The following is a 19,789-nucleotide window of genomic DNA, read 5'->3' on the forward strand; positions in this document are numbered from 1 at the left end:
AAGCCCGATCTTGGAAAGACTCCTATTCCATCGCCGCGTACCAGCGATCGCGATAGGCGAGGAGTCCCGGGATATCGGCCGGGGGAAAATGCGTCTCGGCGCTCGCTACCGGCCGGATGCCGGTGAGAAGGGCCGCACCCTGGCTGGTGCCTGTCGTACCGGGAAGGGCGATGACCTCGCGGCCGGCAAGCGCGGCCAGCAGCTTCAGATAGGTTTCGTTCAGAGCGAAGGGACCTTCGATGATGACGGCGCCTTTGGCCCCGATCAGTCCGAGGCAGGCATCGGTCATCAGCGCAAGGTAGAGACAGGCGGCGGCATGACGCTCTTCGCGGCTTACCTCTTCCGCGCCGATCCAGCGGCTTGTCTTTCCCGGAAAGGGGCCGGAGCCGGGAGCGATGTTCGGCAGCAGCATAATGCCCTTGGCGATCACCGGGCCGATCGCCGCTTGGGCAGGCTTTTCATCGACGGGGCCGATTTCCGCCGAAAGGATTTCGAACTCCCGCCCGCCCATGAAGCGTGAGGAGGGAACGGCGCGTCCATAGGCGTCGACATTGGCAAGCGCGTCGCGTTTCTGGTCGAGATGATCGAGATCGCCGCCGACGCCGAAATTGATGACCCATGTGCCTGTGGAGACGACGGCGAACGGGGCCTCCCGATGGATGAGATGCGGCAGCAGCGAGGCGTTGGAATCGTGAATGCCGCAATAGACCGGCACCGTTTCGCCAAGGCCGAGTTCAGCGGCGATTTCGGGAAGAACCGGGCCGATCGCATCGAAGGCGGAACGGATCGGCGCCATCAGGCCGCGGATGCCGAGCCTGTCGACCAGCGAGGAATAGCTGCCGGTCTTCGGATTCCAGAGGTCGGTATGGCAGCCGAGCGAGGTCAATTCGTTGGCGGCAACGCCGGTCAGCCGCGCCGTCCAATATTGCGCATAGGTGAGGATATCAGTGACCTTGGCGAATTCCTCGGGGAAGGCGCTTTTCTGATAGTGCAGCTGCGCGCCGACATTGAGGCCCATTGCGAGGCGCGGCGAGAAGGTTTCGCCGAAAGACGGACGGAGCGCCGTATAGGCGTCGCGGATCTGCTCGGGATATTCGTGCTCATAGTCGATCACAGGCATGGCGAGCGCCCCATCGCGGCCGAGCAGGGCGGCGGCGGCGCCATGGGTGGTGATCGAAATGGCGTCGAAGCCGGGTTCCCGCGCCAGGCTCTTCAGCGCATCGAGCGCGAAGGACCAGAGAGCCTCTATGTCGTAATGCGGGTAAAGGCCGGTCTTGACGGCAATGTTCGGCCGCTTCAGCACGGCGATCTCGGCGCCCGTTTCGCTGTCGAGCACGACGACCTTGGCATTGGTCTTGCCGATGTCGAGAACGGCGATGCGGCGATAGGAACTGGCGGTCATGGCATATAGAAGAGGGTGACGAGGTCGCTCTGGACGGGCGAATTATCCGGATTGGTCGCCATGATATCGGCCATGTGCGCCCACCATTTCTTCATGACGGGATGTTCCGGCAGGCTCGCCATCGTGTGGTCCTTCGGCCGCGTCAGCACGCCGAACAGCGTGTTGGTGTCGCGGTCGAGATGGATGGAATAGTCGCTGGCGCCCGACGTGTGGAGGAGATCGACCAGCTCCGGCCAGATCTCGTCATGGCGCTTGCGGTATTCGGCTTCCATGCCGGGATGGAGCTGCATCTTGAAGGCGTGTTTTTCTGATGTCATCGGGAGCTCATGATCTTGATGCGGCGGGCGATGATCGGGATGGCGATGGTGATGATGAGGAGAAGGCCGATGAAGATCGACATGACGATGCCGGGCACGTTCAACAGGCCAAGGCCGAAGGTGACGAGGCCCATGACGAAGGCGGCGATGACGACGCCGCCGATCCTGCCGGAGCCGCCGAGGATCGAGATGCCGCCGAGCACGACCATGGTCACGACCTCGAGTTCCCAGCCCTGGGCGATCGAGGGCCGGGTCGAGCCGAGGCGCGAGGTCAGGCAGACGGCGGCGACACCGCTCATGATGCCGGTCAGCAGGAAGAGGATGAATTTGACGCGCTCGACGGGGATGCCGGAGAAGCGGGCGGCGAAATCATTGTTCCCGATCGCGTAGACCTGCCGGCCGAAATTCGTCGCATGCAGCAGGATGGCGAAGAGGATCGCCACGACGATGAAGAGCACGAATTCGAAGGAGAAGACCCAGAAGACGTAACCCTGACCGAAATAGGCGAAGTCGGCGGGGTATTTGCCGTAAGCCTGGTCGCCGAGCACGATATAGGAAATGCCGCGGAAAAGGCTCATCGTGCCGATGGTGACGACGATCGACGGCAGTTTCAGCACCGAGACGAGCACGCCGTTGAAGATGCCGCAGGCAAGGCCGGTGCCGATGCCGATCAGCACAAGGCCGGGCGTGCCGACGCCGAGCTGCGCTGCCGCCCCCATCGCCGTCGAGGCGAGCGCGATGATCGCGGCGACCGAGAGGTCGATCTCGCCTGAGATGACGAGCAGCGCCATGGCAAAGGCGATCATGGCCTTTTCGGTGAAGTTGAAGGTGGCGTCGGAGAGGTTCCAGGCATCGAGGAAATAGGGCGAAGCCAGGGAATTGAAGATGAAGATCAGGACGGCGACGGCAAAGAGCAGCACTTCCCAGCTCGCGATGATGCGGCGGAAGGGCGTGCCGAGGCGGTCGGGGATGGTACGCTTTTCGGGCTGTGCTGAAACGGCGCTCATGCTGCTGCCTCCGTTCGGGTGTCGGCTGCGGCACGGTCGCGCAGGATGATGCGGCCGCGGTTGCGCTCGCGCCGGGCGTTGAAGGCGACGGCGAGAATGATGACGGTGCCTGATATCGCCATTTGTGTGAAGGGCGAGATGCCGATGACCGGCAGCGCATTCTTGATGACGCCGAGGAAGAGCGCGCCGAGCACTGTGCCGGCGACCGAGCCGACGCCGCCGGCAATCGAAATGCCGCCGATGACGCAGGCCGCGACGCTGTCCAGTTCGAAGCCGTTGGCGATATCGACGTAGGCGACGGCGTAACGCGACACCCAGAGATAGCTGGCAAGGCCGGCCAAGGCACCCGACAGCACGAAGGCCAGGAATTTCGTCCGGCCCGTATCGATGCCGGCATAGACGGCTGCGGTCGGATTGCCGCCGGTCGCATAGGCCGAGCGGCCGAACTGGCTGTAGCGCAACAGCATGTACATCAGCGCGACGATGATGATCGCGACCCAGCTCAGCACCGGCAGGCCGAGGATCGGCGTGCGGGGAACGGCGAGGAAGGTCGGGGTCATCTGGTGCGCGTTGACCCAGGCGCCGCCCGAGAGCACGAAGGCCATGCCGCGATAGATGGTGAGAGTGCCGAGCGTGACGACGATCGGCGGGATTTCGAGGCGCCAGACGAGGAGGCCGTTGATCGTGCCGAGCGCGGCGCCGATGACGATCGCCGTAAGGATGAGCACGACGAGCGGCAGGCCGGGATAGGCGGCGTTCATCATCGCGATCGCCATGCCGGTGAAGGCGAGGTTGGCGGCGACGGAAAGGTCGATCGACTTCGTCAGGATGACCGTCATCTGGGCGAGCGCCAGGATGATCAGGATAGAGGTATCGTTGAAGATGCCGGCGAGATTGCCTGGTGTGGCGAAATCCGCAGCGCGCGTCGAAAAGACCGCGATCATCACGACGATGATGAGGAACAGCAGGGTTTCGCGTTTTCTGATCAGTCTTGCCATGCTCTTAACCTCATGCATTGCCGGTGGCGGCGCGTACCAGCGCTTCCGGCGACAGTTCGGCGCGTTCGAAAATCCCGGCCGACAGGCCTTCCTTCATGACGAGGACGCGATCCGACATGCCGATGATCTCCGGCAGCTCCGAGGAGACCATGATGATCGACAGGCCTTCGGCCGCGAGTTCGCTGATGAAGCCGTGCACGGCGGCCTTCGAGCCGATGTCGATGCCCTTTGTGGGTTCGTCGAGAATGATCACCTTCGGCGCCGTCGCCAGCCACTTGCCGATGACGACCTTCTGCTGATTGCCGCCCGACAGCGTGCCGACCGGCACGGACAGGGCGGCAGCGCGCAGATCCAGCCGTTCGGCATATTTGCGCGCAAGCGCGAATTCGTTCGCCGCTCTGAGGAAGCCTCGGCGCGAGGTGCGGGCGAGCGATGGCAGCGTCATGTTCTGGAAAATCGGCATCGGCAGCGCCAGGCCATGGCGGCCGCGCTCTTCCGGCACGTAGACGATGCCGGCGCGGATCGCATCCTGCGGCGAATGGATGGTGATTTCCTGGCCTTCGAGCACCATCCTGCCGGAGAGCGGCTTGGTGATGCCGAAGAGCGATTGCGAGAGTTCCGAGCGGCCGGCGCCGATCAGGCCGTAAATGCCGAGAATCTCACCCTTGCGCAGCGTGAAGGATATGTCGCGGAATTCGGTGCGGTGGCTGTAGTTGCGGATCTCCAGAACGGGGCCGCCGATGGCGACATCGATCTTCGGGAAGACGTTCTCGACGTCGCGGCCGACCATCATCCGGACGATCTCGTCCTGCGGCGTTTCCTTGAGACGTCCCTGGCCGACGGCGCGGCCGTCGCGGAAGACGACGAAATCGTCGGCGATCTCGTAAAGCTCGTCGAACTTGTGGCTGATGAAGAGGATCGCCTTGCCTTGTTCCTTCAGGCCCCGGACGATGCGGAAGAGGTCGTCGATTTCCTTGCGGGAGAGGGCAGCCGTCGGCTCGTCCATGATGACGATGCGGGCCTCGATCGACAAAGCGCGCGCGATCGCCACCAGATGGCGCTGCGCGATGGAGAGGTCCTTCAGGCGGATCGTCGGGTCGATATTGCTTTCGAGCGCGGTCAGCAGCGCCTTCGAGCGGCTGTTCATCGCGGTCCAGTCGATGGTGCGAAAGCGCGTGCGCGGCGCATGGCCGAGGAAGATATTTTCGGCGACCGTCAATTCGTCGAAGAGCACGGTCTCCTGATGGATGGCGGTGACGCCGGCATCGATGGCGGCCTGGGCGCTGGCGAAGGTCGCCGGCTGGCCGTCGACCAGAATCTCGCCTTCGTTCGGCCTGTAGATGCCGGTCAGGATCTTGACGAGCGTCGATTTTCCGGCGCCGTTTTCGCCGATCAGCGCCGTCACCGTGCCGGGATGGAGCGCGATGCTGACATTGTCCAGCGCTTTCACGCCGGGAAAGATCTGCGAGATGCCGCGCATTTCCAGAATGGGGGGTGCTTCGGGCATGGGGCTGGTATCGTGCTTTTGCGTTGCTGCGTGCATCATTCGTTTCACCTTGAAAACCCCTCCCCAACCCCTCCCCACAAGGGGGAGGGGCTTGACCCACCGCGATGCCGAGGCTCGCGATGGGCGGGGCGTTGCTTCATATTATCTCCCCCCTGTGGGGGAGATGGCCGGCAGGCCAGAAGGGGTCTTAACGATCAGAAGACCTTCGAGAACTGATCGATGTTCGAAGCATTGTAGACGAAGGGATCGGCCATCGCGGCTTCGCCGTTGTCGCCGACCTTGATCTTGCCCATGCGGCCGGCTTCGATTTCGCTGCCCGGCTTGCCGTCGGTTTCGCCCTTGACAAGACGGTAGGCGATCTGCGTTGCGGAGTAGCCGAGGTCGATCGGGTTCCAGATGGCGAATTCCTTCGTGGCGCCGGACTTGATCGCGCCGGCCATTTCGGACGGCAGGCCGAGGCCGGTGACGTAGACCTTGCCGACAAGGCCCTTGTCTTCGACGACCTTGGAAGCGGCGAGAACGCCGACCGTCGTCGGAGCGACGATGACCTTGACGTTCGGGTTCGACTTCAAGAGGCCTTCGGCTTCACGATAGGACTTGTCCGAGAGGTCGTCGCCATAGACCGTGGTGACGAGGTTGAGGCCCGGGAAATCCTTGAGCTGCTTCTTCATCTGGTCGATCCAGATGTTCTGGTTGGTCGAGGTGGTCGTTGCCGACAGGATGGCGAAGTCGCCCTTGCCGCCTTCCAGGTGGTCCTTGGCGAGCGTCAGGCACATCTTGCCGATCAGCTCGTTGGACGACGGGTTGAGCTGCAGGATGCGGCCTTCGGGCGCTACACCGGAATCCCAGGAGATCACCTTGATGCCGCGCTGGGTCGCCTTCTTCAGCGCCGGAACGAGCGCGTCGGGGTCGTTGGCCGAAACGGCGATGGCGTCGACGCCCTGGGCGATCAGCGAGTTGATGACTTCGATCTGGCCTTCGGCCGTCGTCGACGTCGGACCGGTGTAGATCACCTCAACGCCGCCGAGTTCCTTGGCGGCTTCTTGGGCGCCCTTGTTGGCGGCGTCGAAGAAGCCGTTGCCGAGCGACTTCACGACCAAGCCGATCTTGATGTCCTTGGCGCTGGCGGTGCCTGCCATCATAGCGACGGCGAGCGCTGCGCCGAGCGCAAGTGTCTTTGCGAGTTTCATGTCACTTTCCTCCCATTAAGATTAGACTTCCACACCCCGGCGGCGCCTCATGCGACCGACGAGGAATCCTCCTTCACAAGCTGGGCCACCGGGCTGGCGACGATGAGACGGACGCCGGCATTCTCGACCATGCGAGCCGCCTCTTCCGAGATCCCGTCATCGGTGATGACCACAGAAACGCGATCGAGCGCGCAGAGAATGAGGCTCGACCGGCGATTGAATTTGCTTGAATCGACCATGACCACGAGTTCGTCGGCCTGGTGCATCAGCTTCTGCTCGCTCTGAATGATGAGGGCATCTGCCTCCATGATGCCGAGCGGGCCGACGCCCTGTGCGCCGATGAACATGCGCCGCGCATAAAAATTGCGGATCGCGTCATTGTCGAAAGGCGACAGGATGAGGCTCTGCTCGCGATAGATCGCGCCGCCCGGCACCGTCACCGTATTCTTGGAATGCTTCACCAGATGTTCGGCGATGGCAAAAGAATTGGTCATGACCTGCATGCGGTGGCCGGCCATGTAATGCACCATCTGGAAGGTCGTCGTGCCGCCATTGATGATGATGGCGTCGCCCGCCTCGCAGAGATCGACGGCTGCGCGCGCAATTGCGCGCTTTTTATCGATATTGACTGATTCTGAAACCCGGAACGGCCGGCCGGCGAGGTTGCCGAGCTGCGGCGGGTGCACCGCTTCTGCGCCGCCGCGGACACGGCGGATCTTGCCCTGGACATGAAGAGCCGCAATATCACGCCGGATTGTCGCTTCAGATGCTTCCGTCAGCTCGGAAATGTCCTGGATCGTGACGACGGACTTTTCCTGAACGGCGCTTAGAATGATGCGATGACGTTCGCGTTCGTGCATTGGGCTCCTCCTCTTGTCGTATTTATTTCGTATCCGTTAAAAGCTGTCAATCACAAACGATCATAAATTTTCATATTGCGCTGCACAATAATCGAATTTGATCGTTTTCGATTGACAAACTCCATTTTGATGAGCGATACCGTCAGCGAAAAGGGCGCGAACCCTCGCGTCCCGATGATGATTTCATATGGGAGGATGACATGGCGGCGAACGTCCGGCTTCTGGAAAACCGGTGGGATGAGGCTTACGCGGCAGGTCTCGACGAGCCCGGCAAGCTTCTCTATCGCTCCAATCTGCTCGGCGCCGACAAGCGCATCACCAATTATGGCGGCGGCAATACCTCGGCGAAGGTGATGGAAACCGACCCTCTGACCGGCGGCAAGGTCAAGGTGCTCTGGGTCAAGGGCTCCGGCGGCGATGTCGGCACCATCAAGCTCGACGGTTTCGCCACCCTCTATCAGGACAAGCTGGAAGCGCTGAAGGGCATCTATAAGGGTGTCGAGGATGAAGACCGCATGGTCGGCTTCCTGCCGCATTGCACATTCAACCTGAATGCCCGCGCCGCCTCGATCGACACGCCGCTGCACGGTTTCGTGCCGTTCACCCATGTCGACCACATGCATCCCGACGCGATCATCGCAATCGCCGCTTCGAAGAATTCCCGGGAACTGACCAAGCAGATCTTCGGTGACGAGATCGGCTGGCTTCCGTGGCGCCGCCCGGGCTTCCAGCTCGGCCTCGATCTCGAAGCCTTCGTCAAGGCGAACCCGAATGCCAAGGGCGTCGTGCTCGAAAGCCATGGTCTCTTCACCTGGGCAAACGACGCCAAGGCCTGCTACGAGCTGACGCTCGATATCATCAACAAGGCGATCGAATGGTTTGCCGGCCAGACCGAAGGCAAGACGATCTTCGGCGGCGCCGTCGTCCAGAGCCTTCCCGTTGCCGAACGCCGCGCCATCGCCGCCCGGCTGATGCCGGAGATTCGCGGCCGCATCGGCAAGCAGGAACGCAAGCTCGGCCATTTCGATGATCAGGATGCGGTTCTGGAATTCGTCAATTCGAAGAACCTGCGTCCGCTCGGCGCGCTCGGCACCAGCTGCCCGGACCATTTTCTGCGCACCAAGATCCGCCCGCTGATCGTCGAATTCGACCCTGCCAAGCCTGATGTCGATGCGATCGTCGCCGGTCTCGACAAGGCGCTGGAAGATTACCGCGCCGACTACGCCCGCTATTACAACGACTGCAAGCATGACAATTCGCCCGCCATGCGCGACGCCAATCCGGTCATCTTCCTCGTTCCCGGCGTCGGCATGCTGTCCTTCGCCCGCGACAAGGCAACGGCCCGCATCGCCAGCGAATTCTACGTCAACGCCATCAACGTCATGCGCGGCGCCTCGACGGTCTCGGAATATCAGGGCCTGCCGGAGCAGGAGGCGTTCGATATCGAATACTGGCTGCTCGAAGAGGCTAAGCTCCAGCGCATGCCGAAGCCGAAGAGCCTTGCCGGCAAGGTCGCCTTCGTCACCGGCGGCGCCGGCGGCATCGGCCGCGCCACGGCCGTACGCCTCGTCGGCGAGGGCGCCTGCGTCGTGCTCGCCGATATCGATCAGGCGGCGCTTGAATCGACCGAAGCCGATTTCGTGAAGAAATACGGCGCGGATGCCGTGCGCACCGTAAAGCTCGACGTTACCAAGGAAGACGCCGTTATCGCTTCCTTCGCCGAATCCTGCGTCGAATTCGGCGGGATCGACATCCTCATTTCGAATGCCGGGATCGCCTCCTCGGCGCCGATCGAAACGACCGAGCTGTCGACGTGGAACCGCAATATCGACATTCTGGCGACCGGTTACTTCCTCGTCTCGCGCGAGGCCTTCCGGCTGTTCCGCCGGCAGGCGCTCGGCGGCAACGTCGTCTTCATCGCATCGAAGAATGGCCTTGCCGCTTCGCCGAACGCATCGGCCTATTGCACGGCGAAGGCCGCCGAAATCCATCTCGCCCGCTGCCTGGCGCTGGAAGGCGCGGATGCCGGCATCCGCGTCAACACCGTCAATCCGGATGCCGTCCTGCGCGGCTCCAAGATCTGGAGCGGCGAGTGGCGCGAACAGCGTGCGGCCTCCTCGAAGATCGAGGTGGACGACCTGGAGGAACATTACCGCAAGCGTTCCATGCTGAAGCTCAACGTGTTCCCGGAAGACATCGCCGAGGCGGTTTACTTCCTGGCATCCGATCTTTCGGCCAAGTCGACCGGCAACATCATCAACGTCGATGCCGGCAACGTGCAGAGTTTTACGCGCTAGAGCAATTCCAGCAAAAGTGTGCAGCGGTTTTGCGTCCGGAATTGCGCTAAGCAAACGGAAAACTATTTTCGGAGGATCACCCATATCGCGTGGATGATCCCTGGCACATAGCCGCAAAGCGTCAGCAATATGTTGAGCCAGAAATGCAGGCCGATCCCGACCTGCAGGAATACGCCAAGGGGCGGCAGGATGATCGCAAGAAGAATGCGGACGATGTCCATCGTAGCTCCTGAGTTTTGAAGACATACAAGCGTTAGAACGCAAACCACGGTTCTGTGGTTCGCGACGTGGGAGGAAACAATGGCTGAATTCAGGATTGCGCCGGATCTGGTCGCGACGGAAAATGAAAAACGGGCGGCGGCGCTGAAAGCCGATTACGACGCATTGGGTGCGACGCTTGATCGCCGTGGCGTCGATATCGAGGCGGTGACGCGCAAGGTCGGCGAATTTTTCGTCGCCGTTCCGTCCTGGGGCGTGGGCACCGGCGGCACCCGCTTTGCCCGTTTTCCCGGCACCGGCGAACCGCGCGGCATCTTCGACAAGCTCGACGATTGCGCCGTCATCAACCAGCTGACGCGGGCCACGCCGAACGTCTCGCTGCATATTCCCTGGGACAAGGCGGATGCACGGGAATTGAAAGCGAAGGGCGACGCGCTCGGCCTTGGTTTCGATGCGATGAATTCGAATACCTTTTCCGATGCGCCGGGACAGGCCCATTCTTACAAATACGGCTCGCTCAGCCATACGGATGCGGCAACGCGCGCCCAGGCGGTCGAGCATAATCTCGAATGCATCGAGATCGGCAAGGCGATCGGCTCCAAGGCGCTGACGGTCTGGATCGGTGACGGCTCGAACTTCCCCGGCCAGAGCAATTTCACCAGGGCATTCGAGCGCTACCTCGCTTCGATGGCCGACATTTACAAGGCGCTGCCCGACGATTGGAAGCTCTTCACCGAGCACAAGATGTATGAGCCGGCCTTTTATTCGACGATCGTGCAGGATTGGGGCACCAACTACCTGATCGCCCAGACGCTCGGCCCTAAGGCCCATTGCCTCGTCGACCTCGGCCACCATGCGCCGAACACCAATATCGAGATGATCGTCGCCCGCCTGATTCAGTTCGGCAAACTCGGCGGCTTCCACTTCAACGATTCGAAATATGGCGATGACGATCTCGACGCCGGTTCGATCGATCCCTACCGGCTGTTCCTCGTGTTCAACGAGCTGGTCGATGCCGAGCAGCGCGGCGTCAACGACTTCAATCCGGCCCATATGATCGACCAGTCGCACAATGTCACCGATCCGATCGAGAGCCTGATCAACAGCGCCAACGAAATCCGCCGCGCCTATGCGCAGGCGCTGATCGTCGACCGCAAGGCGCTCGATGGCTACCAGCAGGACAATGACGCGCTGATGGCGTCGGAAACACTGAAGCGTGCCTATCGCGCCGATGTCGAGCCGATCCTCGCCGAGGCCCGCCGCAGGGCCGGCGGCGCGATCGATCCCGTTGCCGCCTACCGCGCCAGCGGCTACCGCAAAAAGGTGGCAGCCGAGCGCCCGGCTTCCGTTGCCGGCGGCGGCGGTATCATCTGAGCTTGAGTTGCCGGCGGCGCAGGTGATGCGCTGCCGGCAATCATCGTTTACGGCTTCCAGGCACCGGCGATCTGCCGGGTGGCAATGTTCAGCCGGTTCCAGACATTGATATTGGCGATGGCGATGACGAGAGCCGCGAGGCTCCTGCCGTCATAATGCCGCGTCGCTTCGTCCCAGATCTCGTCCGGCACCGGATCGGCGCGGTCGCTGACGCGGGTCACCGCTTCGGTCAGCGCCAGGGCTGCCCGCTCGGCATCGCTGAAATAGGGCGTGTCGCGCCAGGCGCTGACGGCAAAAAGCCTTTCATCCGTTTCGCCGAGTTTCTTCGCGATGCGCGGATGGCCGTCGATGCAGACGCTGCAGCCGTTGATCTGGCTGGCGCGAAGATTGACGAGTTCGAGCAGTTTCGGCGAAAGGCCGGCCTCGGCCGGAACCTTGCCGAGGGCAGTCAGCGCCTGCATGGCGGCGGGAAGGACGAGGGCGGGATTTCCCATTCTTTCCTGCATGATATGTCTCCTTGATGCGTTTACGGTTCGACGATCCGCCGGCGCTGTCACATCGGCCGGTTTTCATTCGTCATAGCCTTGACGGAACGCAGCGAAGGAATGTGACGGATGAACGAGAAAAAATGGCTGACCGATGAATTCGAGGCGAACAGGGCGCATCTCAGCGCCGCCGCCTATCGCATGCTCGGCTCGCGCAGCGAGGCTGATGATGCCGTTCAGGAGGCCTGGCTGCGGCTGAACCGTGCTGATACGAGCGACGTCGGCAATCTCGGCGGCTGGTTGACGACGGTGGTGGCGCGCATCTGCCTCGACATGCTGCGGGCGCGCAAGACCCGGCGCGAGGAGCCGCTGGATATGCCCGCGCATGCCGGAATTGCCGATCGGGCCAAGGATCCGGAGCGCGAAGCAGCCTTCGCCGATTCCGTGGGGCTGGCGCTGCTTGTGGTATTGCAGACGCTGGCGCCCGCCGAGCGTGTCGCCTTCGTGCTGCACGACATGTTCGACCTGCCCTTCGACGAGATCGCGCCGATCATCGGCCGCTCCTCCGCCGCCACCCGCCAGCTCGCAAGCCGCGCCCGCCGCAGGGTGCAGGGCGTGGACGAGGCGCCTGATGTCGATTTTACCCGGAAGCGGGCGATCGCCGAGGCCTTTCTGGCAGCTTCCCGCAACAGCGATCTGGAGGCGCTGCTTGCGGTGCTCGCCCCCGACGTCGTCTTTCGGCCCGATACGACGGCAGCGCAGTACGGCATCGGCGCAATGCGCGGCGCGGCTGGTGTGGCAGAGGCCTTCAAGGGTCGGGCGCAGGCCGCGGAGCTTGCCATCGTGGGCGGCGAACTTGGATTTGTCGTGGATATTGGCGGCCAGATTCGCGTGGCGGTGACGCTGACGATCGACGATGGCAGGATCGTCGCGATCGACGCCGTCGCCAATCCGGAGCATCTGCAAGGGATAAACTATTCGATTCTGCGGGATTGAAAATGTGTGGATTTCGCGCGCTTCCGCAGGAAACGCGCGCGCTTGCGCGGTGGCCAAGCCGGCGTCATATCCCTTGACAGGGAGGCTTGCGTCTTTATTCTATTATAAAGCCTCATATGTCATAGTTATGTAATCGCGTCGGAGATGAGGCCCCCATCTTCAGGTTCCCCATCACTCTCCATAGCGACCGCAGACGGATGATCGGGAGCGATTCCGTTCCGAGACTTCGAAAGGAAAGCATATCATGCCCGGCGACCAGGCGAAGAAGCCCCTTCTCCTCACCAATGTCAAACCGATAGCTTTCGGGGCCGGCGCAGGCGAGGGCGCTCTGGACATTCTCGTCAATGCCGATGGCAGGATCGCCGAGATCGGTCCGTCGCTCGCGGTCTCTGAGGACGTCACGCGCATCGACGGCAAGGGCGCCTTCATTTCGCCGGGCTGGATCGATCTGCATGTACATATCTGGCACGGCGGCACCGATATTTCGATCCGCCCTTCCGAATGCGGCGTCGAGCGCGGCGTCACCACGCTGGTCGATGCCGGTTCGGCCGGCGAGGCGAATTTCCACGGCTTTCGGGAATATATCATCGAGCCCTCGCGCGAGCGCATCAAGGCCTTCCTCAATCTCGGTTCGATCGGTCTCGTCGCCTGCAACCGTGTGGCCGAACTCAGGGATATAAGAGATATCGATCTCGACCGTATCCTTGAGGTCTATGCCGCAAACAGCGAGCACATCGTCGGTCTCAAGGTGCGTGCCAGCCATGTCATCACCGGCTCCTGGGGCGTCACCCCGGTCAAGCTCGGCAAGAAAATCGCCAAGATCCTGAAAGTGCCGATGATGGTGCATGTCGGCGAGCCGCCGGCGCTTTATGATGAAGTGCTGGAGATTCTCGGCCCGGGCGATGTCGTCACTCACTGCTTCAACGGCAAGGCCGGTTCGAGCATCATGGAGGATGAGGATCTTTTCTATCTCGCCGAGCGCTGCGCTTCCGAGGGCATCCGCCTCGACATCGGCCATGGCGGCGCCTCCTTCTCCTTCAAGGTGGCGGAAGCGGCGATCGCGCGCGGGCTGCTGCCGTTCTCGATCTCGACTGATCTGCACGGCCATTCGATGAACTTCCCGGTCTGGGATCTGGCGACGACGATGTCGAAGCTGCTCAGCGTCGGCATGCCCTTCGACAAGGTGGTGGAGGCCGTCACCCATGCGCCAGCATCCGTCATCAAGCTGCCGATGCAGAACCGGCTTTCCGTCGGCGCAAAAGCCGAATTCACCATCTTCGATCTCGTCGATTCCGAACTCGAAGCGACGGATTCCAACGGTGACGTGTCGATCCTCAACAACCTGTTCGAGCCGCGCCACGCGGTGATCGGCGCCGAGGCCTTCGCTGCCAGCCGCTACGTGCCGCGGGCGCGCAAGCTCGTGCGCCACAGCCACGGTTATTCCTACCGGTAGGATCTACCGACGCAAGACGCTCAGCGGTTTCGCCAGCCCATCAGCTTTTCGATCCGCTCTGCCGAATTGCGCACATGCGCGGTGTAGTGGTTCTCGTCGGAAAAGGCCTTCTGCTCCGGCAGCACGATGGAAATGGTGGCGACGCACTGGCCGTCGCGGTCGCAGATCGGCGAGGCGATGCAGGCCACCGCATAATCCGATTCCCCTGCCTGGATCGACAGGCGCGCCTCGAAGGCCTTGCCGGCGACTTCCGACAGCGTGCCGGGATCGATCTCGGCGCGGCCGGTCGGCGACGAGCGTGCGCAGCGCTTGAAGAGTTCGATGCGCTCCTCCTCCGGCAGATGGCCGACGAGCAGTCGGCCCGACGCCGTCCAGTTCAGCGGCACCCGAGTGCCGACGCGCGACGCCACCTGGAAGTGGCTCGGGCCGTCGGCCATGGCAAGCACCAGCATATAATCCCCGTCGCGGCCGCAGACCTGCACGGTTTCGCCGGCCTGGCGGCAGAGATCGTGCATTTCGTGGGTGGCGATGCTCATGAAATCCAGCGACCGCGCATAAGCGAGGCCGTAATGATAGAGCCGCGCGCCGAGCCAGATCGAACCATCCGCCTGGCGCGTCAGCATGTTCTTCTCGACCAGATCGTCGACGATGACGTAGACGGTGGACAGCGGCGCCTTCACCGCCTTGGCAATGGCGTAGACGCCGGCCGGCGAACCGGTCTCATAGAGATGATCGATCACCTGAAGCGCCCGGTCGATGCCGCTGACACGGGCGCGGCGCGCACCCTTGCCCCCGGCCTCGCTCGCAAGGACCTCATCTTCGGAATAAACTGCGGGTGATGTCTTTCCGTCCAATTCCACGCACCTCATGAACACTGCGATCATGTTACATTACTATGGCATAGAGGTCGCTGTGGCAAATCGCAACATTTTGTAGATTGATCGCGGCAACGGATCGCCTACGGCGCCGTTCGCCTGCTTGGAAAAACGCTACGACAAAACGTGGAACAACAAGCGTCAGCCTGAGTTTGAGCGTGAACCCAGGAGGTCATCATGACAAACTACCCGACACCGCCTTTCCCGTCCCAGAAGCAGCCGATGCCGGGTTTTACCGCGCAGATGGATCCCATTCCCGATCATGGTGAGGAGAGCTATCGCGGCTCCGACCGCTTGAACGGCAAGCGGGCGATCATTACCGGCGGCGATAGCGGCATCGGCCGGGCGGTGGCGATCGCCTATGCCCGGGAAGGCGCCGATCTCGTCATTTCCTATCTCGACGAGGATGAAGATGCCGACGAGACGAAGCGGCTGGTCGAGCAGGCCGGCCGCAAGGCCGTGCTGATCAGCGGCGACATTCAGGATCCGAACCATTGCAGGCAGATCGTCGAGACAGCGGTCAAGGAGCTTGGCGGCATCGACATTCTCGTCAACAACGCCGCGCATCAGGCGAGCTTCAAGAGCATCGACGAGATCAGCGACGAGGAATGGGAACTGACCTTCAAGGTCAATATCCACGCGATGTTCTACCTGACCAAGGCGGCGGTGCCCCATATGAAACCCGGCAGCGCCATCATCAACACGGCTTCGATCAATTCCGACAATCCGAACCCGACGCTGCTTGCCTATGCGACGACCAAGGGCGCGATCCAGAATTTTACCGCCGGCCTCGCCCAGCTTCTGGCCGAGAAGGGCATTCGCGCCAATGCCGTGGCGCCGGGGCCGATCTGGACGCCGCTCATCCCTTCGACGCTGCCCGAGGACAGCGTCAGCAATTTCGGCAAGCAGGTGCCGATGAAGCGGCCCGGCCAGCCGGCCGAACTTGCGACAGCCTATGTGATGCTGGCCGATCCTTTGTCGAGCTATGTCTCCGGCACGACAATCGCGGTCACCGGCGGCAAGCCGATCCTTTGATGCAGGTCGCCCGGGATTGGCGGTTCCGGGGCAAAAACATGCATGACACAAGGAACTGAAGCGTATCTTTAAGATCTGATGCGATGCGCTTCAATGTGGCTTGCCGTAGCCGCCGCCGGTCGGCGTCGTGACGATCACGGCGTCGCCGGCGGCGAGCATTGCCTGGTCGCAGCCTTCCAGCCGTTCCACGTTGCCGTCCGCGCGGCGAATCTCGGTTTTCCCCAATTGCCCATCCTCCCCGCCGAAGAGGCCGAAGGGCCGGATCGTGCGATGCGAGGAGAGAATGCTGCAATCCATCGTCTCCAGGAAACGGATGGTGCGCTCGGTTCCGCCGCCGGAGCTGTATTGCCCCCTGCCGCCGGAGCCGCGGCGGATGTGGAAATCCTCAAGCACGACAGGGAAGCGGAATTCCAGCACTTCCGGATCGGTCAGGCGCGAATTGGTCATGTGCGTGTGCACGCCGTCGGCACCGCCGAAGCCGCTGCCGTCGTTGAGAAGGCCGGCAGGCCCGCCGGCGCAGATCGTCTCGTAATATTGATAGGCGGCATTGCCGAAGGTCAGGTTGTTCATCGAGCCCTGGGCCGCCGCCAGCGTCCCGAGCGCGCCGAACAGCGCATTCGTCACGTGCTGGCTGGTCTCGACATTGCCGGCGACGACGGCGGCCGGATAGGCCGGGCGCAGCATGGAGCCCTCCGGCACGATGATCCGGATCGGCCTCAGGCAGCCGGCATTCATCGGGATCGGCTGCTCGACCATGACGCGGAAGACATAGAGCACGGCGGCGCGCGTCACCGGTTCCGGCGCATTGAAATTGGTCGGCTGCTGCGCGCTCGTGCCGGTGAAATCGACCGTCGCCTCGCGCGCCTGCCTGTCCACGGTGATCTTCACCTTGATGACGGCGCCCTGATCGGTGGGATAGGTGAACTCGCTGTCGCTCAAGCGGGCGATCACCCGGCGGACACTCTCCTCGGCATTGTCCTGCACATGGCCCATATAGGCCTCGACGACATTGAGCCCGAAATGGGCGACCATCTTGCGCAGTTCGTGCACGCCCTTTTCGTTGGCGGCGATCTGCGCCTTGACGTCGGCAAGATTCTGGGCCGGATTGCGGGCGGGATAAGGATGATCCGTCAGCATGGCCGCGAATTCGGCCTCGCGGAAACGGCCTTCGTCGACCAATAGAAAGTTGTCGATCAGCACGCCCTCCTCGTCGACCTTCGTCGCCCGCGGTGTCATAGAGCCCGGCGCCTTGCCGCCGATATCGGCGTGATGGCCGCGCGAGGCGACGTAAAACAGGATGGTCTTTCCCGCGTCGTCGAAGACCGGGGTGACGACGGTGATGTCGGGCAGATGCGTGCCGCCATTGTAAGGCGCGTTCAGCGCGAAGACGTCGCCTGGGCGGATGCGGCCTTCGTTCAAGCGGATGATGGTTTCGACGGAGCGGTCCATGGAGCCGAGATGCACCGGCATATGCGGCGCATTGGCGACGAGCGCGCCGGTGCGGTCGAAGACGGCGCAGGAGAAATCGAGCCGCTCCTTGATATTGACCGAATGGGCGGTGTTCTGCAGCGTCACGCCCATCTGCTCGGCGATCGCCATGAAGAGGTTGTTGAAGACCTCGAGCATGACGGGATCGGCATTCGTGCCGATCGCGGCATTGCGGGCAAGCGCGATTTCGCGGGTGAGGACGATATGATCGAGGCCGGTGAGCCTTGCCTGCCAGCCGGGCTCGACGACGATCGTCTGATGCGGCTCGATGATGAGGGCCGGGCCTTTCAGGACCGCGCCGGGCTTCAGCGCATCGCGCTTGAAGATGCCGGCCTCATGCCATGCGCCGCCGGAAAAGAAGCGGGTCGTGCGGAGCGCTTGCGGTGCGAAGGCTTCTGCCTGTGTCTCTGCTTCCTCGATATCGGCGCCGCCGCCGATGCCCTCGACTTCGATGGAGTCGACGACAACAGGACGGTCTTCGAAGATAAAGCCGAACTGCTTCTTGTGAGCGATGGCGAAGGCTTGCACCATCTCCTCCTGTGGTCCGAAGGCGACGGGCAGGGCCGTGTCGGTGCCCTTATATTGCAGGTGAAGCCGGGTGACGATCTCCATATCGGCGGCCTCGACGCCTTGCAGCGCCAGTTCCTCGCGGACATCTTTCTCCAGTTCGCTCCTGGTGCCGCCGATCGTCGCCAGCGCCTCGGCGATCTCCGTCAGCACCGCGCGCTGGCGGGTGGCGCGGATATCGGCAAGCCCCATGCCATAGGCCGAGAGAATGCCGGAGAAGGGGTGGATCAGCACGGTCTTCATGCCGAGGCTGTCGGCGACGAGGCAGGCATGCTGGCCGCCGGCGCCGCCGAAGCAGGTGAGCGCATAACCGGAAACATCATAGCCGCGCTGGACGGAGATCTTCTTGATGGCGTTCGCCATGTTTTCGACGGCGATGGCGAGGAAGCCGTCGGCGACGTCTTCCGCTGCTCGCCCGCCGCCGATCGTCTCTGCCATCTCGGCAAAGGCGGCGCGCACCGCATCGGCATCGAGCGGCTGATCCTGCTCCGGCCCGAAGATCGCGGGGAAGAATTCCGGCAGCAGCTTGCCGGTCATGATATTGGCGTCGGTGACGGCAAGCGGCCCGTTGCGTCGGTAGGATTTCGGGCCGGGTGTCGCGCCGGCCGATTCCGGGCCGACGCGGAAGCGCGAGCCGTCGTAGCTCAGGATCGAGCCGCCGCCGGCGGCCACCGTGTGGATCTTCATCATCGGCGCGCGCATGCGCACACCGGCGACCTCCGTCTCGAAGGCGCGCTCCAGTTCGCCGTCGTAGTGCGAAACGTCAGTCGATGTCCCGCCCATGTCGAAGCCGATCATCCTGTTGAAACCGGCGATGCGCGAGACCTCGACCGCGCCGACCACGCCGCCGGCCGGGCCGGAAAGGATCGCGTCCTTGCCCTGGAACAGATGCGCATCGGTCAGCCCGCCGGAGGACTGCATGAACATCAGTTTCGGGCCTTCTCCTTCGGTCGCGCCGAGTTCGCCGGCAACCTGGTCGACATAACGCCGGAGAACCGGAGACAGATAGGCATCGACGACGGCGGTGTCGCCGCGTCCGACAAGCTTGATCAGCGGTGAAACGACATGCGAGGGCGAGATCTGCGTAAAGCCGATCGCGCGCGCGATATCGGCGGCCCGTTTTTCGTGCTCGGGATAGCGATAGGCGTGCATGAAGACGATGGCGACGGCGCGCAGGCCCCCGGCATAGGCAGCCTCGAGCGCCTGGCGCAAATTATCCTCGTCGAGCGGGCGTTCCACCGTGCCGTCCGCCAGCACCCGCTCGTCCGCCTCGATGACATCGGCATAGAGCAGCTCAGGCTTGACGATCTTCTTGGCGAAGATATCGGCGCGAGCCTGGTAGCCGATCTCCAGCGCGTCGCGGAAACCCCGCGTCGTCACCAGCAGGGTCGGATCGCCCTTGCGTTCCAGCAGTGCATTGGTGGCGACCGTCGTGCCCATCTTCACCGCGCCGATGAGTTCGGACGGGATCGGATCGCCGGCTTTGCGGCCGAGCAATTCGCGGATGCCGTGAACGGCCGGGTCGCGATAGGCTTCCGGATTTTCCGAAAGCAGCTTGTGGGCGACGAGCGAACCATCATGACGCCGCGCGACGATATCAGTGAAGGTGCCGCCGCGATCGATCCAGAAATCCCACTGACTGCCCATCGTCCGACCTCCTGTTGAACTGAAAATTTATTGACGATTTATCGATAAAATGTCAATGTTTCCTCTGGGGTC

The 19,789-nt window shown here is 62.6% G+C and carries 16 protein-coding genes; 5 read left to right on the forward strand and 11 right to left on the reverse strand.

Going from position 1 to position 19,789, the window contains the following annotated elements:
- Positions 1–22: 22 nt before the first annotated feature.
- The 7 genes from CO670_RS00220 to CO670_RS00250 all read right to left on the reverse strand — a co-directional run bounded on the left by CO670_RS00220 (position 23) and on the right by CO670_RS00250 (position 7,281).
- Positions 23–1,402, reverse strand: a complete 1,380-nt coding sequence (locus CO670_RS00220) for an FGGY-family carbohydrate kinase (protein WP_097588430.1) — start codon at positions 1,400–1,402, stop codon at positions 23–25.
- A complete protein-coding gene (rhaM, locus tag CO670_RS00225; protein ID WP_097588431.1) occupies positions 1,399–1,719 on the reverse strand; it encodes an L-rhamnose mutarotase in 321 nt (106 codons plus the stop codon). Before rhaM ends, CO670_RS00220 begins: the two co-directional genes overlap by 4 nt.
- Positions 1,716–2,726, reverse strand: coding sequence for an ABC transporter permease (locus CO670_RS00230; protein ID WP_097588432.1), 1,011 nt, complete (start codon positions 2,724–2,726; stop codon positions 1,716–1,718). Before CO670_RS00230 ends, rhaM begins: the two co-directional genes overlap by 4 nt.
- The gene (locus tag CO670_RS00235) at positions 2,723–3,724 is read right to left on the reverse strand and encodes an ABC transporter permease (protein ID WP_097588433.1); all 1,002 of its coding nucleotides are present in this window, start codon (positions 3,722–3,724) and stop codon (positions 2,723–2,725) included. Before CO670_RS00235 ends, CO670_RS00230 begins: the two co-directional genes overlap by 4 nt.
- Positions 3,725–3,734: 10 nt before the next feature.
- Complete coding sequence (locus CO670_RS00240) at positions 3,735–5,270, reverse strand: sugar ABC transporter ATP-binding protein (protein WP_097588434.1); 1,536 nt, start codon at positions 5,268–5,270, stop codon at positions 3,735–3,737.
- A 155-nt stretch (positions 5,271–5,425) separates the two neighbouring features.
- Entirely contained in the window at positions 5,426–6,421 is a 996-nt protein-coding gene (gene rhaS / locus CO670_RS00245) for a rhamnose ABC transporter substrate-binding protein (protein WP_097588435.1), read from the reverse strand.
- Between the two features lie 47 nt (positions 6,422–6,468).
- Positions 6,469–7,281, reverse strand: a complete 813-nt coding sequence (locus tag CO670_RS00250; RefSeq protein ID WP_097588436.1) for a DeoR/GlpR family DNA-binding transcription regulator — start codon at positions 7,279–7,281, stop codon at positions 6,469–6,471.
- Positions 7,282–7,481: 200 nt separating this feature from the next.
- Between CO670_RS00250 and CO670_RS00255 the strand changes: the two genes are divergently transcribed.
- Positions 7,482–9,578, forward strand: a complete 2,097-nt coding sequence (locus tag CO670_RS00255) for a bifunctional rhamnulose-1-phosphate aldolase/short-chain dehydrogenase (RefSeq protein ID WP_097588437.1) — start codon at positions 7,482–7,484, stop codon at positions 9,576–9,578.
- A 62-nt stretch (positions 9,579–9,640) separates the two neighbouring features.
- Here the strand turns inward: CO670_RS00255 and CO670_RS00260 are convergent, their stop codons facing one another.
- Positions 9,641–9,799, reverse strand: a complete 159-nt coding sequence (locus CO670_RS00260) for a YqaE/Pmp3 family membrane protein (RefSeq protein ID WP_088689959.1) — start codon at positions 9,797–9,799, stop codon at positions 9,641–9,643.
- A gap of 79 nt (positions 9,800–9,878) precedes the next feature.
- Here CO670_RS00260 and rhaI point away from each other — a divergent pair, with 79 nt between their 5' ends.
- The gene (rhaI, locus tag CO670_RS00265; RefSeq protein WP_097588438.1) at positions 9,879–11,171 is read left to right on the forward strand and encodes an L-rhamnose catabolism isomerase; all 1,293 of its coding nucleotides are present in this window, start codon (positions 9,879–9,881) and stop codon (positions 11,169–11,171) included.
- 47 nt (positions 11,172–11,218) lie between these two features.
- Here rhaI and CO670_RS00270 read toward each other — a convergent pair whose 3' ends face one another.
- Positions 11,219–11,677, reverse strand: a complete 459-nt coding sequence (locus CO670_RS00270) for a carboxymuconolactone decarboxylase family protein (RefSeq protein ID WP_097588439.1) — start codon at positions 11,675–11,677, stop codon at positions 11,219–11,221.
- 108 nt (positions 11,678–11,785) lie between these two features.
- Here CO670_RS00270 and CO670_RS00275 point away from each other — a divergent pair, with 108 nt between their 5' ends.
- The gene (locus CO670_RS00275) at positions 11,786–12,652 is read left to right on the forward strand and encodes a sigma-70 family RNA polymerase sigma factor (RefSeq protein ID WP_097588440.1); all 867 of its coding nucleotides are present in this window, start codon (positions 11,786–11,788) and stop codon (positions 12,650–12,652) included.
- Positions 12,653–12,896: 244 nt separating this feature from the next.
- Positions 12,897–14,105 carry an amidohydrolase/deacetylase family metallohydrolase gene (locus CO670_RS00280; protein WP_088689955.1) on the forward strand — a complete coding sequence of 403 codons (1,209 nt, stop codon included), beginning with the start codon at positions 12,897–12,899 and terminating at the stop codon, positions 14,103–14,105.
- Between the two features lie 20 nt (positions 14,106–14,125).
- Here the strand turns inward: CO670_RS00280 and CO670_RS00285 are convergent, their stop codons facing one another.
- Entirely contained in the window at positions 14,126–14,965 is an 840-nt protein-coding gene (locus CO670_RS00285; protein WP_245314402.1) for an IclR family transcriptional regulator, read from the reverse strand.
- Between the two features lie 192 nt (positions 14,966–15,157).
- On the opposite strand from CO670_RS00285, the gene CO670_RS00290 reads away from it, so the two are divergent.
- Positions 15,158–16,015, forward strand: coding sequence for an SDR family oxidoreductase (locus CO670_RS00290; protein ID WP_097588441.1), 858 nt, complete (start codon positions 15,158–15,160; stop codon positions 16,013–16,015).
- Between the two features lie 90 nt (positions 16,016–16,105).
- On the opposite strand, the gene CO670_RS00295 is transcribed toward CO670_RS00290, so the two are convergent.
- Positions 16,106–19,717 carry a hydantoinase B/oxoprolinase family protein gene (locus tag CO670_RS00295; protein ID WP_097588442.1) on the reverse strand — a complete coding sequence of 1,204 codons (3,612 nt, stop codon included), beginning with the start codon at positions 19,715–19,717 and terminating at the stop codon, positions 16,106–16,108.
- Positions 19,718–19,789: the final 72 nt, after the last annotated feature.

It is taken from the genome of Rhizobium sp. J15 (assembly GCF_002531825.1).
Classification (GTDB): Bacteria; Pseudomonadota; Alphaproteobacteria; order Rhizobiales; family Rhizobiaceae; genus Rhizobium.